Source organism: Acinetobacter sp. NCu2D-2 (assembly GCF_001647675.1).
Classification (GTDB): domain Bacteria; phylum Pseudomonadota; class Gammaproteobacteria; order Pseudomonadales; family Moraxellaceae; genus Acinetobacter.
The window spans coordinates 2,296,653-2,315,606 of record NZ_CP015594.1 but is presented as its reverse complement, the minus strand read 5'-3'; the positions used below and the strand labels follow the sequence as shown (position 1 = coordinate 2,315,606).

Below are 18,954 nucleotides of genomic sequence, written 5' to 3'. Positions count from 1 at the left end.
AATAACGTTATCCACGGTATAAAAGAATAAAAGCAGGTGTAGCTTAGTTTCTGCACGAGATCATAAATGTGGCATGAAATTTGCTTTATTGGTGCGTGAAATGAACGAATCTCCCTGTTTTGGCGCGAAATTGGTTTAAGTGTTGTAGATGAAGCTTCAATTGTGTTCACCCTTTAAGTTTTGAACATCGCTCGATGAGAATCCTCAATATTTAACAGCTTTGGAACATGCACATTCCGATATGCATTAACTCCTATTTCGCTTGTTCGATTTTTCTATGTGTAAATGACAACACCATTTCAAAGAATAATTCTATTGTTTAATAGCCTGTAAAGGCTCTGTGAAAAGAAGGGTACGCTATGCACATGTCATCGCCTAATAATGTAGCTCCCGCTCAAGGTTTATACCAACCGGATGAGTTTAAGGATAACTGTGGTTTTGGTTTGATTGCCCATATGCAGGGTGATGCAAGCCACGATCTGGTTAAAACCGCTATTCATAGTTTAAGTTGTATGACCCACCGTGGTGGTATTGCCGCTGATGGCAAAACAGGGGACGGCTGTGGTCTACTTTTGGCTATGCCAAAGCAATTTTTCCGTGAAGAAGCAAAACGCTTAAGTGACATTACCTTAAGTGAAGTCTTCGCTGTAGGTACGGTATTTTTAAATCTTGATCCTGCTCTTGCTGCACATGCAAAACAAATTCTAACGAAAGAAATTGAATCTGAAGGCTGTAAAGTGTTGGCATGGCGTGTTGTGCCAACCAATAACGATGCTTTGGGTTCAATTGCAATGCAGTCTTTACCTGCTTTTGAGCAAATTATTGTTAACTGCCCAATGGGTGTAACAGAGGTTGAATTCAACCGTAAATTGTTCTTAGCGCGTCGTCGTGCAGAACAACAACTCACCAATGATCCATATTTCTATGTGACGACTTTATGCTCAACTGTGATCAGCTATAAAGGTTTAATGATGCCAGCTGCAATCGCTGACTTCTATACCGACCTTGCTGATGAGCGTTTAGAATCACACATTGTGGTATTCCACCAACGTTTCTCTACAAATACGTTACCGCGTTGGCCGTTGGCACAGCCATTCCGTTACCTTGCACACAATGGTGAGATTAATACCATCACTGCAAACCGTAACTGGGCAATGGCACGTACACCAAAATTTGAAAACCCATTATTGCCAGGTTTAACTGATCTTAATCCGATCGTGAACCGTACGGGTTCGGATTCTTCAAGCTTAGATAATATGCTTGAAATCTTGGTGGGTGGGGGTATGGATTTATTCCGTGCACTTCGTATGTTAGTTCCACCAGCGTGGCAAAACGTTGAAACTTTAGATGCTGACTTACGTGCATTCTATGAGTTTAACTCTAAACATATGGAAGCATGGGATGGTCCTGCAGGTCTTGTGATTCAAGATGGTCGTCATGCAATCTGTATGCTTGACCGTAATGGTTTGCGTCCAGCGCGTTGGGTCATTACTAAAAATGACTACATCACACTGGCGTCAGAAATTGGTGTTTGGGGCTATGAACCTGAAGATGTAATTTCTAAAGGTCGTGTTGGTCCTGGTCAAATCCTCGTGATTGATACCCTAACTGGCAAAATGCTGGATACCAAAGATGTCAGCAATCACCTGAAAAACATGCGTCCATACCGTGAATGGTTGCGTGAAAATTCAGTACGTATTCAAGGTAGCCCTGAATTAGAAGAATATTTATGTGAACAAGGCTTAAAAGGCGATGACCTAAAAGCATCACAAAAAATATTCATGGTAACGTTTGAAGAGCGTGATCAATTGCTTCGTCCAATCGCAGAAAGCGGTCAGGAAGCTGTGGGTTCTATGGGTGATGATACGCCAATGGCGGTATTGTCGCGTCAAGTGCGTCATGTATCGGATTATTTCCGTCAACAGTTTGCCCAAGTCACAAACCCACCAATCGATCCATTACGTGAATCAATTGTGATGTCGCTTGAAACCTGTTTAGGTCGTGAACAAAACGTCTTTGAGCAAGGCCCTGAACATGCGGATCGTCTGATTATTTCAAGCCCAGTATTGTCGAACTCTAAAATGCATCAAATCCGTACGCTCGGTCGTAAGGGGTATGAAATTGCTGATATCGACTTGAACTATGAAGAGTCAGAAGGTCTTGAAGCTGCGATTGCACGTATCTGTGAAGAAGCTGCTCAAGCGATTCGTGATGGTAAAACTTTACTGGTTCTTTCAGATAAGAAAATTCGTCAAGGTTACCTACCAGCCAATGCATTGATGGCAACAGGTGCTGTACATCATCACTTGATTAATTCAGGTCTACGTACGGATGCCAATATTATTGTTGAAACTGGTTTAGCACGTGACGCGCATCAGTTTGCTGTGATGTTAGGCTTTGGTGCGACAGCAATCTATCCATACCTTGCTTACGATGTGATTAATGATTTGATTGCCAAAGGTGAGTTATTGGGTGATCCAATTCACGCGCAATCAAACTTCCGTAAAGGTATTGAGAAAGGTCTACTTAAAGTTCTTTCGAAAATGGGTATCTCGACTGTTGCATCTTACCGTGGCGGTCAGTTATTCGAAGCTGTCGGTTTATCTGATGAAGTGGTTAACAAATGCTTCACAGGTGTACCAAGCCGTATTAAAGGTGCGTCATTCAGCGATCTTGAAAATGATCTGAAAAAATTAGCATCTTTGGCATGGAAATCTCGTAAGCCAATCGATCAAGGCGGTATGCTGAAATTCGTATTCGATAAGGAATACCATGCATTTAACCCTGATGTAATCAATGCCTTACATAAAGCTGTGCGTTCAGGCAAATATGCAGATTTCAAAGAATATGCAGAGCTTGTCAATACACGTCCAGTCGCAACCATTCGTGACTTGTTGAAACTTAAAACAGAAAATTCAATTCCGCTTGAGCAAGTTGAATCTGTAGAAGAAATTCTGCCGCGCTTCGACTCTGCGGGTATGTCTTTAGGTGCACTTTCACCTGAAGCGCATGAAGCCATTGCGATTGCAATGAACACTATTGGTGGTCGTTCCAACTCTGGTGAGGGTGGTGAAGACCCAGCGCGTTACGGCACAATTCGTAACTCGAAAATCAAACAAATTGCATCAGGCCGTTTTGGTGTGACACCTGCATACTTAACTTCTGCAGAAGTCCTTCAAATTAAAGTGGCACAAGGTGCAAAACCAGGTGAAGGTGGTCAGTTGCCGGGTGGTAAAGTGAATGGCTTAATTGCGCGTTTACGCTACTCTGTACCAGGCGTTACCCTTATTTCGCCACCTCCGCATCACGACATTTACTCAATTGAAGATTTATCACAGTTAATCTTCGATTTAAAACAAGTTAACCCACAGGCGATGGTGTCAGTTAAGCTTGTTTCAGAGCCAGGTGTTGGTACGATTGCGGCAGGTGTAGCGAAAGCTTATGCCGATTTCATTACCATTTCAGGTTATGACGGCGGTACAGCGGCTTCTCCACTTTCCTCAATTCACCATGCAGGTTCTCCATGGGAGCTTGGTTTAAGCGAGGCGCATCAAGCACTTCGTGTTAACGATCTACGTGGTAAAGTTCGCGTTCAAACTGATGGTGGTTTGAAAACAGGTCTCGATGTTGTGAAAGCAGCAATCTTGGGTGCAGAAAGTTTTGGTTTCGGTTCGACACCAATGATTGCACTTGGTTGTAAATATCTTCGTATCTGTCACTTAAATAACTGTGCGACCGGTGTTGCGACTCAACAAGGCCATTTACGTCAGGAACACTATATTGGTGAACCTGAAATGTTGATTAACTTCTTCCACTTTATTGCAGAAGAAACACGTGAATGGTTGGCAGCGCTTGGTGTATCAAGCCTGAAAGACCTGATTGGTCGTACTGACTTACTTGAAATGCTACCAGGTGAAACCGATAAACATGCTAACTTAGACTTAAGTGCATTGTTGCAGTCACATCCTGCTGCTGAAGGTAAAGCGCAGTACTGCGAAGTTCAAGGCAATGAACCGTTTGATAAGGGTGTTCTTGCTGAACAAATGGTTGCAGATATGCTACCTGCCATTGAAGAAGGCACAGGTGGTGAGTTCAGTTATAGCATTGGTAACTGTGACCGTTCGATTGGTGCACGTATTTCAGGTGAGATTGCAAAACGTTATGGCAACCTCAGCATGGAAGCGCATCCAGTTAAAGTGAAGTTAAAAGGGACAGCAGGTCAGTCACTCGGTGTTTGGAACGCAGGTGGTTTGCATATCAGCCTTGAAGGTGATGCGAATGACTATGTGGGTAAAGGTATGGCTGGTGGTCGAGTATCGATCTTCCCACCAAAAGGTTCACCTTTCCAAACTCAAGAAACTGCCATCATTGGTAATACCTGCTTATACGGTGCGACAGGCGGTAAACTCTTTGCTGCGGGTACTGCGGGTGAACGTTTCGCGGTACGTAACTCAGGTGCGTTTGCTGTAATTGAAGGTGCAGGCGATCACTGCTGTGAATATATGACTGGCGGTATTGTGACTGTACTTGGTAAAGTAGGTCATAACTTCGGTGCAGGTATGACTGGTGGTTTCGCTTATGTTCTTGATTTAGATAATGACTTCGTTGATCATTACAATCACGAATTGATCGAACTGAACCGTATTTCAACTGAAGCGATGGAAGAGCATCAATCATTCTTACTTCGTATCTTAGATGAACACATTAAAGAAACAGGTAGTGCTTGGGCGTATAAGATCCGCAATGAGTTTGATTTCTACAGCCGTAAATTCTGGCTGGTGAAACCAAAAGCTGCAAACTTGCAGACGTTGTTAAAAACAACTCAAGCTGATCCACAATAATTCCACTACTTGCAGATATATAGGTAGGTGCGCAGGCTGACAATGTTCAGCTTGCACCCACCCACGGAGAGAGACATGGCAGAACGCCTAAACAATGACTTTCAATTCCTGGATGTCGCACGCCAAGATCCAGAGAAAAAAGATCTTAATGTCCGCAAAGCAGAATTTGTGGAAATCTATAAACCGTTTACAGCTGAAATTGCGGCAAACCAAACGCATCGTTGCTTAGGTTGCGGTAACCCGTACTGTGAATGGAAATGTCCAGTACATAACTATATTCCAAACTGGCTTAAACTGATTTCGGAAGGTCGTATTTTCCAAGCGGCTGAACTCTGCCATCAAACCAATACTTTGCCTGAAGTATGTGGTCGTGTATGTCCACAAGACCGTTTGTGTGAGGGTGCATGTACCCTCAATGATGGTTTCGGTGCCGTGACCATTGGTAATGCCGAAAAATATATTAACGATACCGCTTTTGCACTGGGCTGGCGTCCAGATATGTCTCATGTGAAATGGACAGATAAAAAAGTAGCAATCATTGGTGCAGGTCCTGCGGGTCTAGGCTGCGCAGACATCCTTGTTCGTAATGGTGTTAAACCAGTTGTATTCGATAAACGTCCTGAAATTGGTGGTTTACTGACTTTTGGTATTCCAGAATTCAAGATGGAAAAAGACGTCATGAAACGCCGTCGTGAAATTTTCACAGGTATGGGCGTTGAATTCCGCTTAAATACTGAAATTGGCAAAGATGTGACGATTGATCAACTTCTTGCCGATTACGATGCGGTCTTCATGGGTATGGGAACATATACCTACATGAAAGGTGGTTTTGCAGGTGAAGATCTTGATGGTGTGTATGATGCGCTTGATTTCTTAATTGCTAATGTTAACCGCACCCAAGGCTGGGAAAAAGATCCATCTGAATACATTTCTGTTGAAGGCAAAAAGGTGATTGTTCTTGGTGGTGGTGATACCGCGATGGACTGTAACCGTACTTCAATCCGTCAAGGCGCAAGCTCAGTGACTTGTGCATACCGCCGTGATGAGCAAAATATGCCAGGTTCACGTCGAGAAGTGAAAAATGCGCGTGAAGAAGGGGTGGAATTCCAATTTAACCGTCAGCCAATCGAAATTGTCGGTGAAAATGGCAAAGTAACGGGTGTTAAAGTCGTTACCACTCAACTCGGTGAGCCTGACAGTCGTGGTCGTCGTAGCCCAGAGCCAATTCCAGGTTCTGAAGAAATTCTACCTGCTGATGCAGTACTTCTTGCCTTTGGTTTCCGTACCAGTCCAGCAGATTGGTTTGCTGATGTAAATATCAACCTTGATGGTTCAGGACGTGTCGTTGCAGCTGAAAAGCAAGACTATAAGTTCCAGACGTCGAATCCAAAAATCTTCGCAGGTGGGGATATGGTTCGTGGTTCGGATCTTGTCGTGACTGCAATTTGGGAAGGTCGCCAAGCAGCTGAAGGGATCTTGGATTATTTAGATGTTTAATCTGCTCTAAATATTCATTGATATTTAAATAAAACCCGCCCTGTGCGGGTTTTATTTTTTAAATTTTGGCATTACACGTTCAATAATTAGAACATTAAAAACAATAAATTTGAGCCTTTTTACAAACTCAATAAGCATTTTGGCTATTTCGATTTTGTGACTTCATTCACATACTGTGCTCAATACGGAATGACTGAGAATAAAAATGACACAGCAGACGACACAAAAGGCTTATCAAAACCGACCCAAAGCGATTGGTATTACCGTAAGACGATTACAATTTAATCCACACAAGATTTCTCGACATTACTTTGCTAATTCACCCGTAATGTCGCATTTATTAACCGCTTTATCTTCGACATTTCCCATCGGTGAGCAATTCTTTGTACATAGCGTGCGTAATGTGCGAGACCGTGTAAAGGATGAAAAGTTACAGGCACAAATTGCGGCATTTATTGGACAAGAAGCCATGCACTCGAAAGCACATACTGAGTTCAATGATGCATGGCGCAGTGATGATTACAATTTAGATCGCTTTCAAGCTTGGTTGGCGCGTAAGGATCAGTATGTGAAAAAACTCGATCCTAAAGTACAGCTTGCAATCACCTGTGCCTTCGAGCATTTTACTGCACTGTTGGGTGGATATATTTTAAGGCATCCTGAAGTGTTGAGTACGCTTGATGAAGATGCAGTGAAACTTTGGGTCTGGCATGCTATTGAGGAAATTGAACACCGTGCAGTGGCCTTTGATGTGTATCAGCATGTGTATAAAGATGATAAATTGCGCCGGTTAATTATGCGCAGCGTCACGACAGGTTTTGCCAGCTTAACTTTTTATTCAGCCACACGACTCTTTCTACAAGATAAGAAAAAAAGTGTACCGAAAGTCGGTGGAAATATATTTGGACTTTATTTGCTGGGTAAAATGTTGATTCAACTTTTACCTGAATATTTATCCTATTACAAAGCAGATTTTCATCCGTCAGATATTGATTACACGGACATCGTCAAATATTGGAAAGTACGCTTAGCCCAAGAGTATTCACTAGAAGGCTTTGTTGAAAATAAGCCAATCACATTACCTTGTTAAATAATTGAAAAGCCCAGATGATGGGCTTTATTTTTAATTGTTGATCTTTATATAAAATAAACAAAACAATGTGCAGTTCCGTATAAAATGGATTTATGTAAACAAATACAAATAAATAATAGAGGATGAATTCGATGCGCTTAATGAAAAATACAGTCCTTGCCTTGGCGATGGCGAGTACCTTAACGCTCACAGGCTGTGGCTATAACACGTTGCAAGTCAAAGATGAGGCAGTGACAGCATCCTGGTCTGAGGTGCAAAACCAATATCAACGTCGTGCCGACTTGGTGCCAAATTTGGTCAATGTTGTTAAAGGCTATGCGAAACATGAAGAGCAAGTACTGACTGAGGTGACTCAGGCACGTGCCAATGTTGCAGGCTTAAAAGTCGATAAAGAAGTTTTAGAAAACCCTGCGCTGTTTGAAAAATATCAACAGGCACAAGCACAGATGACCAGTGCTTTATCACGTTTGATTGCAGTTTCGGAAAATTATCCAGATTTAAAAGCCAATGAACAATTCCGTGATTTACAAGTTCAGCTCGAAGGTACAGAAAACCGTATTGCTGTAGCGCGTAACCGTTATATCACTACTGTGCAAGACTATAACTCTTATGTGCGTCAATTCCCGCAAGTGATGACTGCAAAAGTGATCGGTATGGATACCAAGCCAAACTTTAGTGCGGATCAAGCTGCGCAAAATGCACCTAAAGTCTCTTTTGATTAAAGTAATTTAATCGGGAAAATCTAGATGCTGAATTTCAGGAAAAAACAGACCATGTGGAATATTACTCGATATCTGATCATCATATGGATGCTGATGATGAGTCATTTCACGTGGGCTGAAGTCGCGACTGCAACGGATACAGCAGAAGAGGTTGTGATTGCGAGTAAAATTCTGAAAGATCAGCAGCAAAACAATCAGCAAGTCCAATCCCCAACAGACTCTGAATCAACCGTTCAGCAACCACAGATTGCTAATGATATGGCAGATGGGGAATCCATTCGGGGGCTGCCAACACTGAATGAACCTGTGGTAGATCAAGCTAATTTATTATCGGTAACTGAAAAACAGCAAATCAGTCAGCGCATATTAAATTTGCATGAACAAGGCAAAGCGCAAATTGGTGTTGTGATTGTACCCACGACAGGTCAGGAAGATATTTTTGGTTATGCGATGCGTGTAGCTGAGAAATGGCAACTCGGTTCAGCCAAACAAGATAATGGTGTATTGATGGCAATCGCGGTTAATGATCGTCGTATACAAATCCTGACAGGTTATGGACTTGAAGGTGTTTTACCTGACATTATTGTCAGTCGGATTATTAATCAAAAAATCACGCCATATTTTAAGCAAGCTCAATATGCTCAAGGGATTGATGCAGGTTTAGCTGAAATTGAACGTATTTTAAATTTAGATCCGGAAATTGCGGCAAAGGCTGCGCAAGATTTAAAAGAACGTCAAGAACAAGCGCTTCACGAGCAACAAGCCAAAGAAAAAACCTTTAATACTGCTTTATTTATTTTAGTCGCTGGCATTATTGGGTCATTTATTGTTGGTAAACGATTAAGTGCATCTACAGCTGCTGTTGCAGGTGTAGCAGCAGGATTAGTGAATGGCGCAGGCTTAATCACCAGTTTATTGATTGGTGGCGGTATTTTCTTTTTGCTCATCACTGCGATTGCACAAACGATTTTCCAACTATTTCTCTCATCAGGTGGACGTGGTGGTGGTTTTGGCGGCGGTCGTGGTGGCGGTGGATTTAGTGGCGGCGGTGGCGGCTTTGGTGGGGGAGGAGCATCAGGATCATGGTAACAGCAACAGAAACGACGGAAATTTTAACCAAACCTAAAACTGAAGAAGTGGTACAACCAAGTTTTAAGCGTTGGTTAAAACATGCGTGTTATATGCCTGCGACAAAACGCTATTTTAATAAGCAAGACCAAGATGCCATTGCACAAGCTGTAACTCAGGCTGAGCATGGACATGTGGGTGAAATTCAGGTCGTGATTGAAGGTCATATTCCTGCTAATCAAGCGTATTATCAGGATACTTGTGCGCGTGCACGTCAGTTATTTGCAGAATTGGGTGTTTGGGATACGGAATATAATAGTGGCGTTCTGTTGTATTTAAACCTGTGTGAGCAAAAAGTAGAAATCGTGATTGATCGCGGGGTAAAGCAAGCAACAACCCAAGACATTTGGGAGAAAATTTGCCAAACAATTGTGAAAGAGTTTCAGGAAAAAAATTACAGGCAAGCTGTCGTAGATGGAATTCTACAAATTGGGCAGGTATTAGATGAATACTATGATCGGAGATTAAAAGACCAAAATAATGAATTAACGAATCATCCGATTATCCTGAATTAAAAGTCGTTAGATGCTGACAAAAAATGTCACTTAGTTACACAAAATGAAACCTAAAAATTACAAATAAAAAAATATTTTTTTAAAGTGCTGTTTTTTCTGTCAAAATTACTATAATAAAAGTTGGCACGTTAGATGCTAAATATAAATAGCTTTAACAATTAAGCTTATAAATAAACATAAAACATTTGTGGAGAATGTTATGAAATCAGTTCAAAAGGGTTTTACCCTTATCGATACTCCATAAGTGTCCATATAAAATGAACAATCCATAAGTAAGCTCGTATGGACATAAAAATAATAAATTTGATATGAAGAATAAATATTATCTTGCTCTTATTTTGCTTCTTTCCACGGTTACCCAGACACAAGCATTAGACTTAGCTCATTATTCAGATATTTCATCAGTTGCTCAAATCGCTTCGAATCAAAAAATGCAAACAGAACTTCAAAAGCTGTTAAAGCACGATTATCAAAAATTCCAATCTAATTTTGAACATTACTCAGCCCTCTATTTACTGAAAACAGATGAGGCTTTGTATTATGAAGGTAGGTCTGCATCCAGTTTAGGTGCTTCATCGGTTATTGTTTTTAAAGATGGGCGATTGTTTGCTGCAATTTATTTTGCCGAAACCAAGACGTTAAAATACTTTAGCAATGATGCAAGTTGTTCAGAACAGTTACATCCTGCGATTCAAATTTTTGCTCAGCAGCGTGAAATTCAAAGTATTGAGTATGCAACAGCTAGAGTTGATACAGCTTTAAAAGGCTTTGTTGCACAAAGATTTGAAATGCAAAGTGCCCCTAATTGAGCCAAATTTAAGGCGTAACTTGGGTAAGTGGTCGACCTAATTCCGTAAATCTGTTGAGGACTGCTACACGTGCATGAATTTCATTCACCTGACTAGGAAAGCTTCTTGCCATTAATTTATCGCCTAATAATTTGATGCAATGCATCTTGGTTTCCACCAAACTGCGGCGATGATAGCCTGACCATTTTTTCCATAATGTCCTGCCTAAACGTTTAACTGTTCGAAGTAATTCATTTCGCTCTAGCGAGCTACTCTTTGTATCTTTCCATGGTTTCGCATTTTTTCTAGGTGGAATCACCGCATGTGCTTGCCGATCTGCAATGACCTGACGGCATTGCTTGGTGTCATAAGCTCCATCGGTATAAACAGAGTCAATCTGCTCATCTTGTGGAATCTGATTAAGTAAATCACCAAGCACCTGTGAATCACTGACATTATTGGTTGTGAGCTGAATAGCGCGTATTTGTAGGGTTTTGGCATCTATACCAATATGTAGTTTACGCCATTGGCGACGATATTCAGATCCATGTTTCTTGCGTTTCCATTCGCCCTCACCTAGAAACTTCATGCCTGTAGAGTCTACGAGTAGATGCAGCCCATCGCTACTTTTTTGGTAGCTGATTGCAATATCAATATGCTTTTGTCTTCTACAAAGCGTACTGTAATCTGGTGCGGTCCAATTTAATCCGCAAAGTTTAATCAGACTTTGCACAAAGCCAGTGACCATACGTAAAGATAGACGGAATAAGGATTTAATCATTAAGCAGCATTGGATAGCTGCGTCGGAGTAGGTTTGATTTCGCCCTTGTTTGCCTTTTGATGGAGCATACCATTGCGTAGCAGGATCAAACCAAATGGCAATATTTCCGCGACTTATGAGTGCTCGGTTATATGCGGGCCAATTGGTTGTGCGGTAGATTTTGTGTGTAGGCTTCTTCATTTGAAAATTATATCGCTGAAAAAGCCTTTACAGATAGGTTTGTGCAACAAAGCCTGTTTTTTATAAAGTTTTACTAGTAAGATGAATTTTCTGATTTTTGTATTTGGGGCTTGATTTGATTAAAATAATTTATAAAATTAAACCAATATTTATTTTAATTTTTTTATTATTATTTTCATTTTTAATGTATTTTCCAGGATTACATGGTGATTATGTTTTTGATGATATAGCAAATATTATTGATAATAAAAAAATAGCAATTTCAGCTTTAGATTATGAAAATTTAAAATCTGCTTGGTATTCTGGTGATGCTGGTCCATTGGGTCGTCCGATCAGTATGCTTTCTTTTGCTTTAAACTATTATTTTACAGGTTTTGAGCCTTTTTATTTTAAACTTACGAATCTATTTATTCACTTAATCAATGGTTTATTGGTTTTTATTATTAGCCTAAAATTATTTCAATGGCTAAGCCACCAATACCAAAGAATTCCGCTTCAATCTGCCGTATATCTTGCTTGTTTAGTCAGTTTAATATGGCTCATTCACCCTTTAAATCTAACCAGCGTATTGTATGTTGTACAACGCATGACGAGCCTATCCACATTATTCGGATTATTCGCACTTGCTATTTATTGTTTCTGGCGTACTCGAGCAATCACGGGGTTAAATACTATATTTGCGTTATGCGGTGTAGCTTTAAGCCTATTAGCCTCTATACTAAGTAAAGAATCTGGAATTTTATTTATCCCCTTAATTTACTGGGTTGAATTGATTATTTTCCAAGCTAAAAACCTACAATTTCAACCGATTTATATCAAAAAAATTAAATTAATTCATATGCTTTGGGGTGGAGTAATTGCTGCTGGATTAATATTTTTATATTTATTGCCACCCTATCTTAACCCTGTAAATTTCACAAGACGTGATTTTACTTTAGATGAGCGACTACTTACCGAATCACGAGTGATTTTTTATTATCTAAAAATGACCTTTTATCCATTACTTTCGGATTTAAGTTTATATCATGATGATTTTACTATTTCCAAATCAATCACTCAGCCAATAACAACCCTATACTCTTTTGCTGGACTGCTTGGAATTAGCCTAGCTTGTATAACCTTGTTCAAAAAACACCCTATGTTGCTTTTTGCTTGGGGTTGGTATGTGGTAAGTCAGTTGCTCGAATCAACTTTTATTAGTCTTGAATTAGTCCATGAACACCGTAATTACTTTGGCATCATTGGCTTTATAGTTGCAGCAGTCTATTATATTGCCCAAATTAAAAATAAAAAAATTCAACCTTTTATTTATATATTAAGTGCTATCTATATTGCAAATTTAGCATGGACAACATGGCAACGCTCCGAAATTTGGTCAAATCTTGTAGATCATGCAGTATATGAAGCAGCGATGCACCCACAGTCAGATCGTGCTAATTATCAATTGGCTCGTATTTATATGAAACTAATGCAAAACGAGCCCAATTCACAACAAAAAATGCATTATGCACAGCTTGCTCAACACGCCTTAAATAAAGCGAAAAAAAGCTATATACCTGCGAATGGTGCTTGGTTTGCTGAGTTACACTTAGCATCTTATCTCGGAAACCCTGTTTCACAGCAAACTATTAATGAATTAATCTGGCGTTTGGAATATAAACCCTTTCAAAATAGCAATGTCAGTTTTTTGAGCACCTTTTCAAATTGTCAAATTAATGGCTTTTGTAAAGTGCCTCATGAGCAAGCTATATCGATTATTGCTGCTGGACTAGATAACAAAGGAATAGACAATCGTTTAAAATCAGAAATTTATAAATTATTAACACAATATTTTGTGGGAGTGATTTCTGATTTTAAAAAAGGTGAAGAGTTTATGCAACATGCGATCACGTTACATGAAGATGTCAATGGTAGATTGCTATTTTCTCAGGTTTATAGATTACAAGGTAAATTAATTGAAGCGAAAGCACAGTTACAACGAGCCAAGGAAATAGATACCAGTAGAGTTTGGGCTAAAGAAATTGCGATTGAACAGCGTAATATAGATAATGCCATGCTTACTGGAAAAAGAGCAAACCATGAAAGTTAGTATCGTTCTCCCTGCAAAAAATGAATCTGCTGCAATTGGTCAAACCCTTGCACAGATTCAACAATTACAGCTTGCTCATGAAATTATTGTGGTGAATGATGGTTCTACAGACCAAACCAAACAAGTCGCAGAAACTGCTGGTGCTAAAGTAGTCACTCATCCTTACTCAAAAGGTAATGGTGCAGCCATTAAAACAGGGGCACGTACTGCAACAGGTGACATCATTGTATTTATGGATGCAGATGGGCAGCATGATCCGCAAGATATCCCTCGCTTGATTGAGAAAATTGAACAAGGCTATGATTTAGTCGTTGGCGCTAGGCAAAAAGGTTCACAAGCCAGTATTGGCCGTGGTATTGCCAATGCACTCTATAACAACCTTGCAACATATATGACTGAACAAAAAGTAGAAGACCTCACCTCTGGTTTTCGTGCAGTCCGTGCAGATAAATTCCGTGAATTTTTATATTTACTGCCTAATGGTTTTTCTTATCCAACTACTAGCACCATGGCATTTTTCCGCGCAGGTTACTCAGTAACTTATGTTCCAATACATGCAGCAAAACGCATAGGCAAAAGTCATATTCAACCCCTGAAAGACGGGGTACGCTTCTTTTTAATTATTTTTAAGATTGCCACACTATTTTCACCTTTAAAAATGTTTTTGCCTATTGCGGTCATGTTATTTATAGTGGCAACTGGCTGGTATGGTTATACGTTGTACGAATATAATCGTTTTACCAATATGAGTGCCCTACTCTATACAGGGAGTGTAATGGTGTTTTTGATGGGACTGATTAGTGAGCAGATAACGGCGTTGATGTATAAAGATGATAAATAATAAATGAAAACCGATATTAAAAGATTCTGGCAAATGCTAACTAAGCAGGAAAAACGCCATTCGGTGTTGATGCTTATGCTGGTGGTGTTAATGGCCTTTGCGGAAACAGCAGGCGTAGTGTCCATCATGCCGTTTTTGTCGGTGCTGGCCCGACCCGATATCGTGCAAGACAATGCTGCCCTGAGCTGGCTCTATAACCAGTTTGCTTTTAACAGCAATCAGGAATTCATCACTGCGCTGGGCATTGCCTCCATTGTGTTGGTGGTCGGCTCATCCGCTTTCAAAACCGTTACCCTGCATCTGGTTAACCGCTTTACCTTTTTGCTGCGCCACAGCATCAGCGCACGGCTGCTGTCGGGCTACTTGCACCAGCCTTACGAGTTTTTCCTGCGCTATAACCCGTCCGAGCTTAGCCGTAATGTGTTGTCGGAGATTGACCAGCTGCAAGGTGGGCTGATCAAGCCGCTCTCGCAGTTGATTGCACAGGGCGCAGTAGCAACCGCCATGATGTTGTTGCTGTTTTTCTACAACCCCTGGATTGCCATTAGTGCCGCCGCCATGATAGGAGTGCTCTATGGCGTAATTTATACCCTGGTGCGCAAGCGACTGGGAGATACCGGCAAAGCACGTCAGGCCGCTAACGGTGCCCGCTTTCAGGCATGTAACGAGGTATTGGGTGGCATCAAGGATGTAAAAATTACCCAAGCAGCCGAAACCTACCAGCACAAATTTAACCAATCTTCCCGCGACTTCTCACGCCATCAAGCCAATGCCGAAACCCTAAGCCAGTCGCCGCTATATATGGTGGAAACCGCTGGCTATAGCGGGCTGATTATCCTGGCGCTCATTCTGATGAAACAAAGCAACGACATTGGCCAGGTACTGCCCGTGCTGGGCTTGTACGGCTTTGCCGCCTACCGTCTGCTGCCATCAGCACAAATCATGTATCGGGGCTTCGCCCAGCTAAAGTTTTCATCCGCTGCGCTGGATACCGTTCACCAGCATCTGAGCCTGCCACGCCAGGCGAGTCGCGCCGCTTCAACCGTGCTGGCCCCACAGCAAGAAATCCGCCTGCAAGGCATTCGCTTTGCCTACCCGTCTGCGCCAGACAAGAGCGTTTTGCAGGATTTTGAACTGGTGATTCCTGCCAACACCAGCGTTGGCATCGTTGGCAAAAGTGGTGCTGGCAAAAGCACCGTCATGGACTTGCTGCTGGGCCTACTGGAGCCGCAGGCGGGCACGCTCTCTATCGATGGACAGATCATTGACAGCACCAATATTCAAAACTGGCAGGCCGCCATCGGCTATGTGCCGCAACATATTTATCTGGCCGATACCAGCATTGCCGAAAACATCGCCTTTGGCGTACCTGCCGGGCAGATCGATATGCAAGCCGTCGAACGCGCCGCCTGCGCTGCACAAATTCATGAATTTATTACTAAGGAATTGCCTGACGGCTATCAAAGTAAAGTGGGCGACCGAGGCATACGCTTATCGGGTGGGCAAAGGCAGCGTATTGGCATTGCCCGTGCTTTGTATCGTGATCCGCCAGTGTTATTGATGGATGAGGCGACTAGTGCGTTGGATAGTGATACCGAAGCAGCGCTGAATCAAGCCGTGAATGCCTTGGCAGGGCAAAAAACGATCGTTATTATTGCGCATCGTACTACTTCATTACATGTTTGTGAGTTAGTTATAGAGCTTCCTTCAAATAGTTAGCGTTTCCTCCGATATTCAAAAAAGGCTTGAAAAAATGAAATACGAACTTGTTGAACTTGAAAGGTTGATACCTTTAGAAGAAGTATTTCCCAATCACCTGGAGAACATTAGGCAGCTTATTTACCGAGATGGTGAGATACACAAAGCACTGATTGCAGACCGGATGACAGGGACCATACTCGACGGCAGCCATCGTTACGCCTTTTTATTGGAAGAGGGGTATAAACTTGCCCCGGTTCACTGGGTAAACTATCAAGACGAAAATATTCGAGTTGGATCTAAACTGGCGCACCGCTTCCTCACAGATGGATGTTCGTTTGTAAACAAAAGCGAGTGCATACGGCGTAGCAGCACAGGTGAACTTTTTTCACCACGAACAACGCGACATTTTTTTCCTTTTAGAAAAAATAGTATTACTGTATCACTAGCGGATTTAAAGCCGGGTCCAAAGCGAGAAATTGATCATTTATTGGCCAAAGTTAATATCTCTGAAGAAATTTCTCATAATAAGAGCTACTTGGCCGAAATAGATGAGGAGTTGCGCATACTCAGTGATTATATTGCTGAAATGGTTGAGTCACGCACATACTTGACTACACAGGTTGATATGCTTAAAGCTTCACAGCCAGTGATATTTTTCCCTGGAAAATTTCACCCGCCACATATGGGGCATGTACAAACAATCCTACAGTTAGCATCAAATTGTAAAAAACTCATTATTGGAGTGACAGGAGATACTCCTAGTAATGATATCATGACACAAAATCAAATTATTCAGGTTCTAAGTGATGTGTTGGAAACATTTGATAATATAGAAGTATTAAAGATAAATGACACACTGACACAAAAAAACGATACCTGCGGATTACCCAAATTCGATTTACTTTGCTCTGGCAATCCAGATGTAATTCACTGGGCGGAGAAGCAAGGAGTAAAGGCAAAATTTGTTGAACGATCACTTGGAGTTCATTGTAGCGGGGAAGTTATTCGGGCAGTGCTATCAGATTCTTCGAGTGAAAATATTTAAAGGAACCGTATGTACATTTTGTCAGGTAAAGGTAGTGTTGCTGGTGTTGATCTTGCGACTTCTATATTGAAACTGTGCCAACAAAAAGGTGTTCTGTGGGATAATGATTTGCCGGAGTATACGCTTGATTTTGCTACGCAAATTCCATCTGTATCCAAGAGTATCCGTGAAGGAAGTGCTAGCGTTGTAATTGATAAAATAAATGAAAAGCTTAAGTATGCAGAGCAACATAATGATAGCTATATGATTCTTTGCTTAACGGCACATAAGCTAATACCTAATATAAAAACAAAAATGAAATGCGTCAATTTATGGGAAGCCGTTAATAAAACCATAGTAGATGTCCAAGAGCCAATTGCTTTTCTTGGTACTTTTGAGAGCATGCAAGATGAAAATGAAAGCTTTATAACACTACCAAATCATGCAGATATAATAGGAGACCTTATTACGTCGGTGAAGCGCGGCTACTCTGAGCTTGGAAAAAATTATGCTGCCCACCCCAATCACTTGCTAAAAAGTATTGTTAATCAATTTAAAGGGATAGGTGCGAAAAGATTTTTTTTAGCTTGTACAGATCTTCATAGCTGTAAAGATGAACTGATAAATATTGGGGTCTTAGAGAGCGATATTATCAGTATTATAGATATAGCCGCCAATGAAATTATTGATCGAAATGGGCGGCTTTACAATAGGCGGATTCAAACGGCAAGTGCAACAGTATAAAAACCAGCCATAACTTCACTCGGTGTATACCAACCTAGTGTTTTTCTAGGACGATGGTTGAGTGCAAATTCTATCTGCTCTATTTGTTCGTTTGACACATCATCAAACGATGATGATTTTGGCAGATATTGACGGATTAAACCATTCGTATTTTCATTTCTAGCTCGCTGAATAGACTTGTAAGGATCAGCAAAATACGTCTCTATCCCAGCATCAGTAATTCTTTTGTGTTCGGAAAATTCTTTGCCATTATCAAATGTCACACTATAAGCATGGCTCATTTGTAAACGATCTAATGCACAAGTAATCGTTTGAGAGGATGCTCTCGTTGGCCCTAAATGAACAATATGTACATACAGGCTCTTTCGATCAACGAGTGTCAATAAAGCACCTTTATGATGTTTACCAATCACCGTGTCACCTTCGAAATCTCCTAAACGTTGTCGTTGATCAATGACCTGGTCTCTGCAGTGAATACTTGTTTTATCAATGATTTGCCCCCTACGATCCGTGTTTTTGTAACCGCGTTTTCGATATTTCTTCTGATGCCTTAAGTGTAGATGGAGTTTACCTCCTTGTGATTTATCTTGATAAATGTACTGGTAAATCCACTCATGTGAAGGTACATCCAGCCAACCGCGTTGTGTTAAAGCACCTGAAATTTGTTCTGGTGACCAGTCCAAACCAATCAAATAATCAATATAAGCGAAGGCAAATGCTGTCATTGATGATGAAGGACGGTACCGTCTTTGACTTGCAAATTTAGCTGCCTGTTGAGCTCTATATCCACGTTGCCCAGTATTTCTTTTTATTTCACGGTAGATGGTTGATCGTGAACGTCCTAACTCCCGAGCAAGGGTAGCAATTGAACTTTTACTTTTCAAAGTAGCATAAATTTCGTATCTTTCATCTTGAGAAAGTTGGGTGTATTTCTTCATTGTGTGCTTTCCAATTGCGAGTTGAAAAAGTCTAATGATTCTATGAATACACCTAACTTTTTCAACTAACTA

General features: G+C 41.0%; 14 protein-coding genes. 12 read left to right on the top strand and 2 right to left on the bottom strand.

The window, feature by feature from the left end; genetic code table 11:
• Positions 1-365 precede the first annotated feature (365 nt).
• From gltB to A3K93_RS11135, 7 genes are all read left to right on the top strand, one after another.
• Positions 366-4,841, top strand: coding sequence for a glutamate synthase large subunit (gene gltB, locus A3K93_RS11165; RefSeq protein ID WP_171255070.1), 4,476 nt, complete (start codon positions 366-368; stop codon positions 4,839-4,841).
• Positions 4,842-4,916: 75 nt separating this feature from the next.
• Positions 4,917-6,338, top strand: a complete 1,422-nt coding sequence (locus A3K93_RS11160; RefSeq protein WP_067731284.1) for an FAD-dependent oxidoreductase — start codon at positions 4,917-4,919, stop codon at positions 6,336-6,338.
• A gap of 205 nt (positions 6,339-6,543) precedes the next feature.
• Entirely contained in the window at positions 6,544-7,428 is an 885-nt protein-coding gene (locus A3K93_RS11155; RefSeq protein WP_067731283.1) for a metal-dependent hydrolase, read from the top strand.
• A 134-nt stretch (positions 7,429-7,562) separates the two neighbouring features.
• Positions 7,563-8,153, top strand: coding sequence for a LemA family protein (locus A3K93_RS11150; RefSeq protein WP_067731282.1), 591 nt, complete (start codon positions 7,563-7,565; stop codon positions 8,151-8,153).
• 24 nt (positions 8,154-8,177) lie between these two features.
• Entirely contained in the window at positions 8,178-9,242 is a 1,065-nt protein-coding gene (locus tag A3K93_RS11145; RefSeq protein ID WP_067731281.1) for a TPM domain-containing protein, read from the top strand.
• The gene (locus tag A3K93_RS11140) at positions 9,236-9,796 is read left to right on the top strand and encodes a TPM domain-containing protein (RefSeq protein WP_067731280.1); all 561 of its coding nucleotides are present in this window, start codon (positions 9,236-9,238) and stop codon (positions 9,794-9,796) included. Before A3K93_RS11145 ends, A3K93_RS11140 begins: the two co-directional genes overlap by 7 nt.
• Before the next feature lie 308 nt (positions 9,797-10,104).
• Positions 10,105-10,605 (top strand): hypothetical protein, encoded by a 501-nt coding sequence (locus A3K93_RS11135; protein ID WP_067731279.1) that lies wholly within the window; start codon positions 10,105-10,107, stop codon positions 10,603-10,605.
• A 7-nt stretch (positions 10,606-10,612) separates the two neighbouring features.
• Here A3K93_RS11135 and A3K93_RS11130 read toward each other — a convergent pair whose 3' ends face one another.
• Complete coding sequence (locus A3K93_RS11130; RefSeq protein WP_081408534.1) at positions 10,613-11,545, bottom strand: IS5-like element IS17 family transposase; 933 nt, start codon at positions 11,543-11,545, stop codon at positions 10,613-10,615.
• 115 nt (positions 11,546-11,660) lie between these two features.
• On the opposite strand from A3K93_RS11130, the gene A3K93_RS11125 reads away from it, so the two are divergent.
• The 5 genes from A3K93_RS11125 to A3K93_RS11105 are packed head-to-tail and all read left to right on the top strand — an operon-like array spanning position 11,661 to position 17,944.
• Positions 11,661-13,634 carry a hypothetical protein gene (locus A3K93_RS11125; RefSeq protein ID WP_067731278.1) on the top strand — a complete coding sequence of 658 codons (1,974 nt, stop codon included), beginning with the start codon at positions 11,661-11,663 and terminating at the stop codon, positions 13,632-13,634.
• The gene (locus tag A3K93_RS11120) at positions 13,624-14,475 is read left to right on the top strand and encodes a glycosyltransferase family 2 protein (RefSeq protein WP_067731734.1); all 852 of its coding nucleotides are present in this window, start codon (positions 13,624-13,626) and stop codon (positions 14,473-14,475) included. Before A3K93_RS11125 ends, A3K93_RS11120 begins: the two co-directional genes overlap by 11 nt.
• 3 nt (positions 14,476-14,478) lie before the next feature.
• Positions 14,479-16,194 (top strand): ABC transporter ATP-binding protein, encoded by a 1,716-nt coding sequence (locus tag A3K93_RS11115; protein WP_067731277.1) that lies wholly within the window; start codon positions 14,479-14,481, stop codon positions 16,192-16,194.
• Between the two features lie 34 nt (positions 16,195-16,228).
• Positions 16,229-17,221, top strand: coding sequence for an adenylyltransferase/cytidyltransferase family protein (locus A3K93_RS11110; RefSeq protein ID WP_067731276.1), 993 nt, complete (start codon positions 16,229-16,231; stop codon positions 17,219-17,221).
• Between the two features lie 9 nt (positions 17,222-17,230).
• Positions 17,231-17,944, top strand: a complete 714-nt coding sequence (locus A3K93_RS11105) for an aspartate/glutamate racemase family protein (RefSeq protein ID WP_067731275.1) — start codon at positions 17,231-17,233, stop codon at positions 17,942-17,944.
• Here A3K93_RS11105 and A3K93_RS11100 read toward each other — a convergent pair.
• Positions 17,920-18,882, bottom strand: coding sequence for an IS30 family transposase (locus A3K93_RS11100; protein WP_067729673.1), 963 nt, complete (start codon positions 18,880-18,882; stop codon positions 17,920-17,922). The two genes, A3K93_RS11105 and A3K93_RS11100, sit on opposite strands and share 25 nt — an antisense overlap.
• Positions 18,883-18,954: the final 72 nt, after the last annotated feature.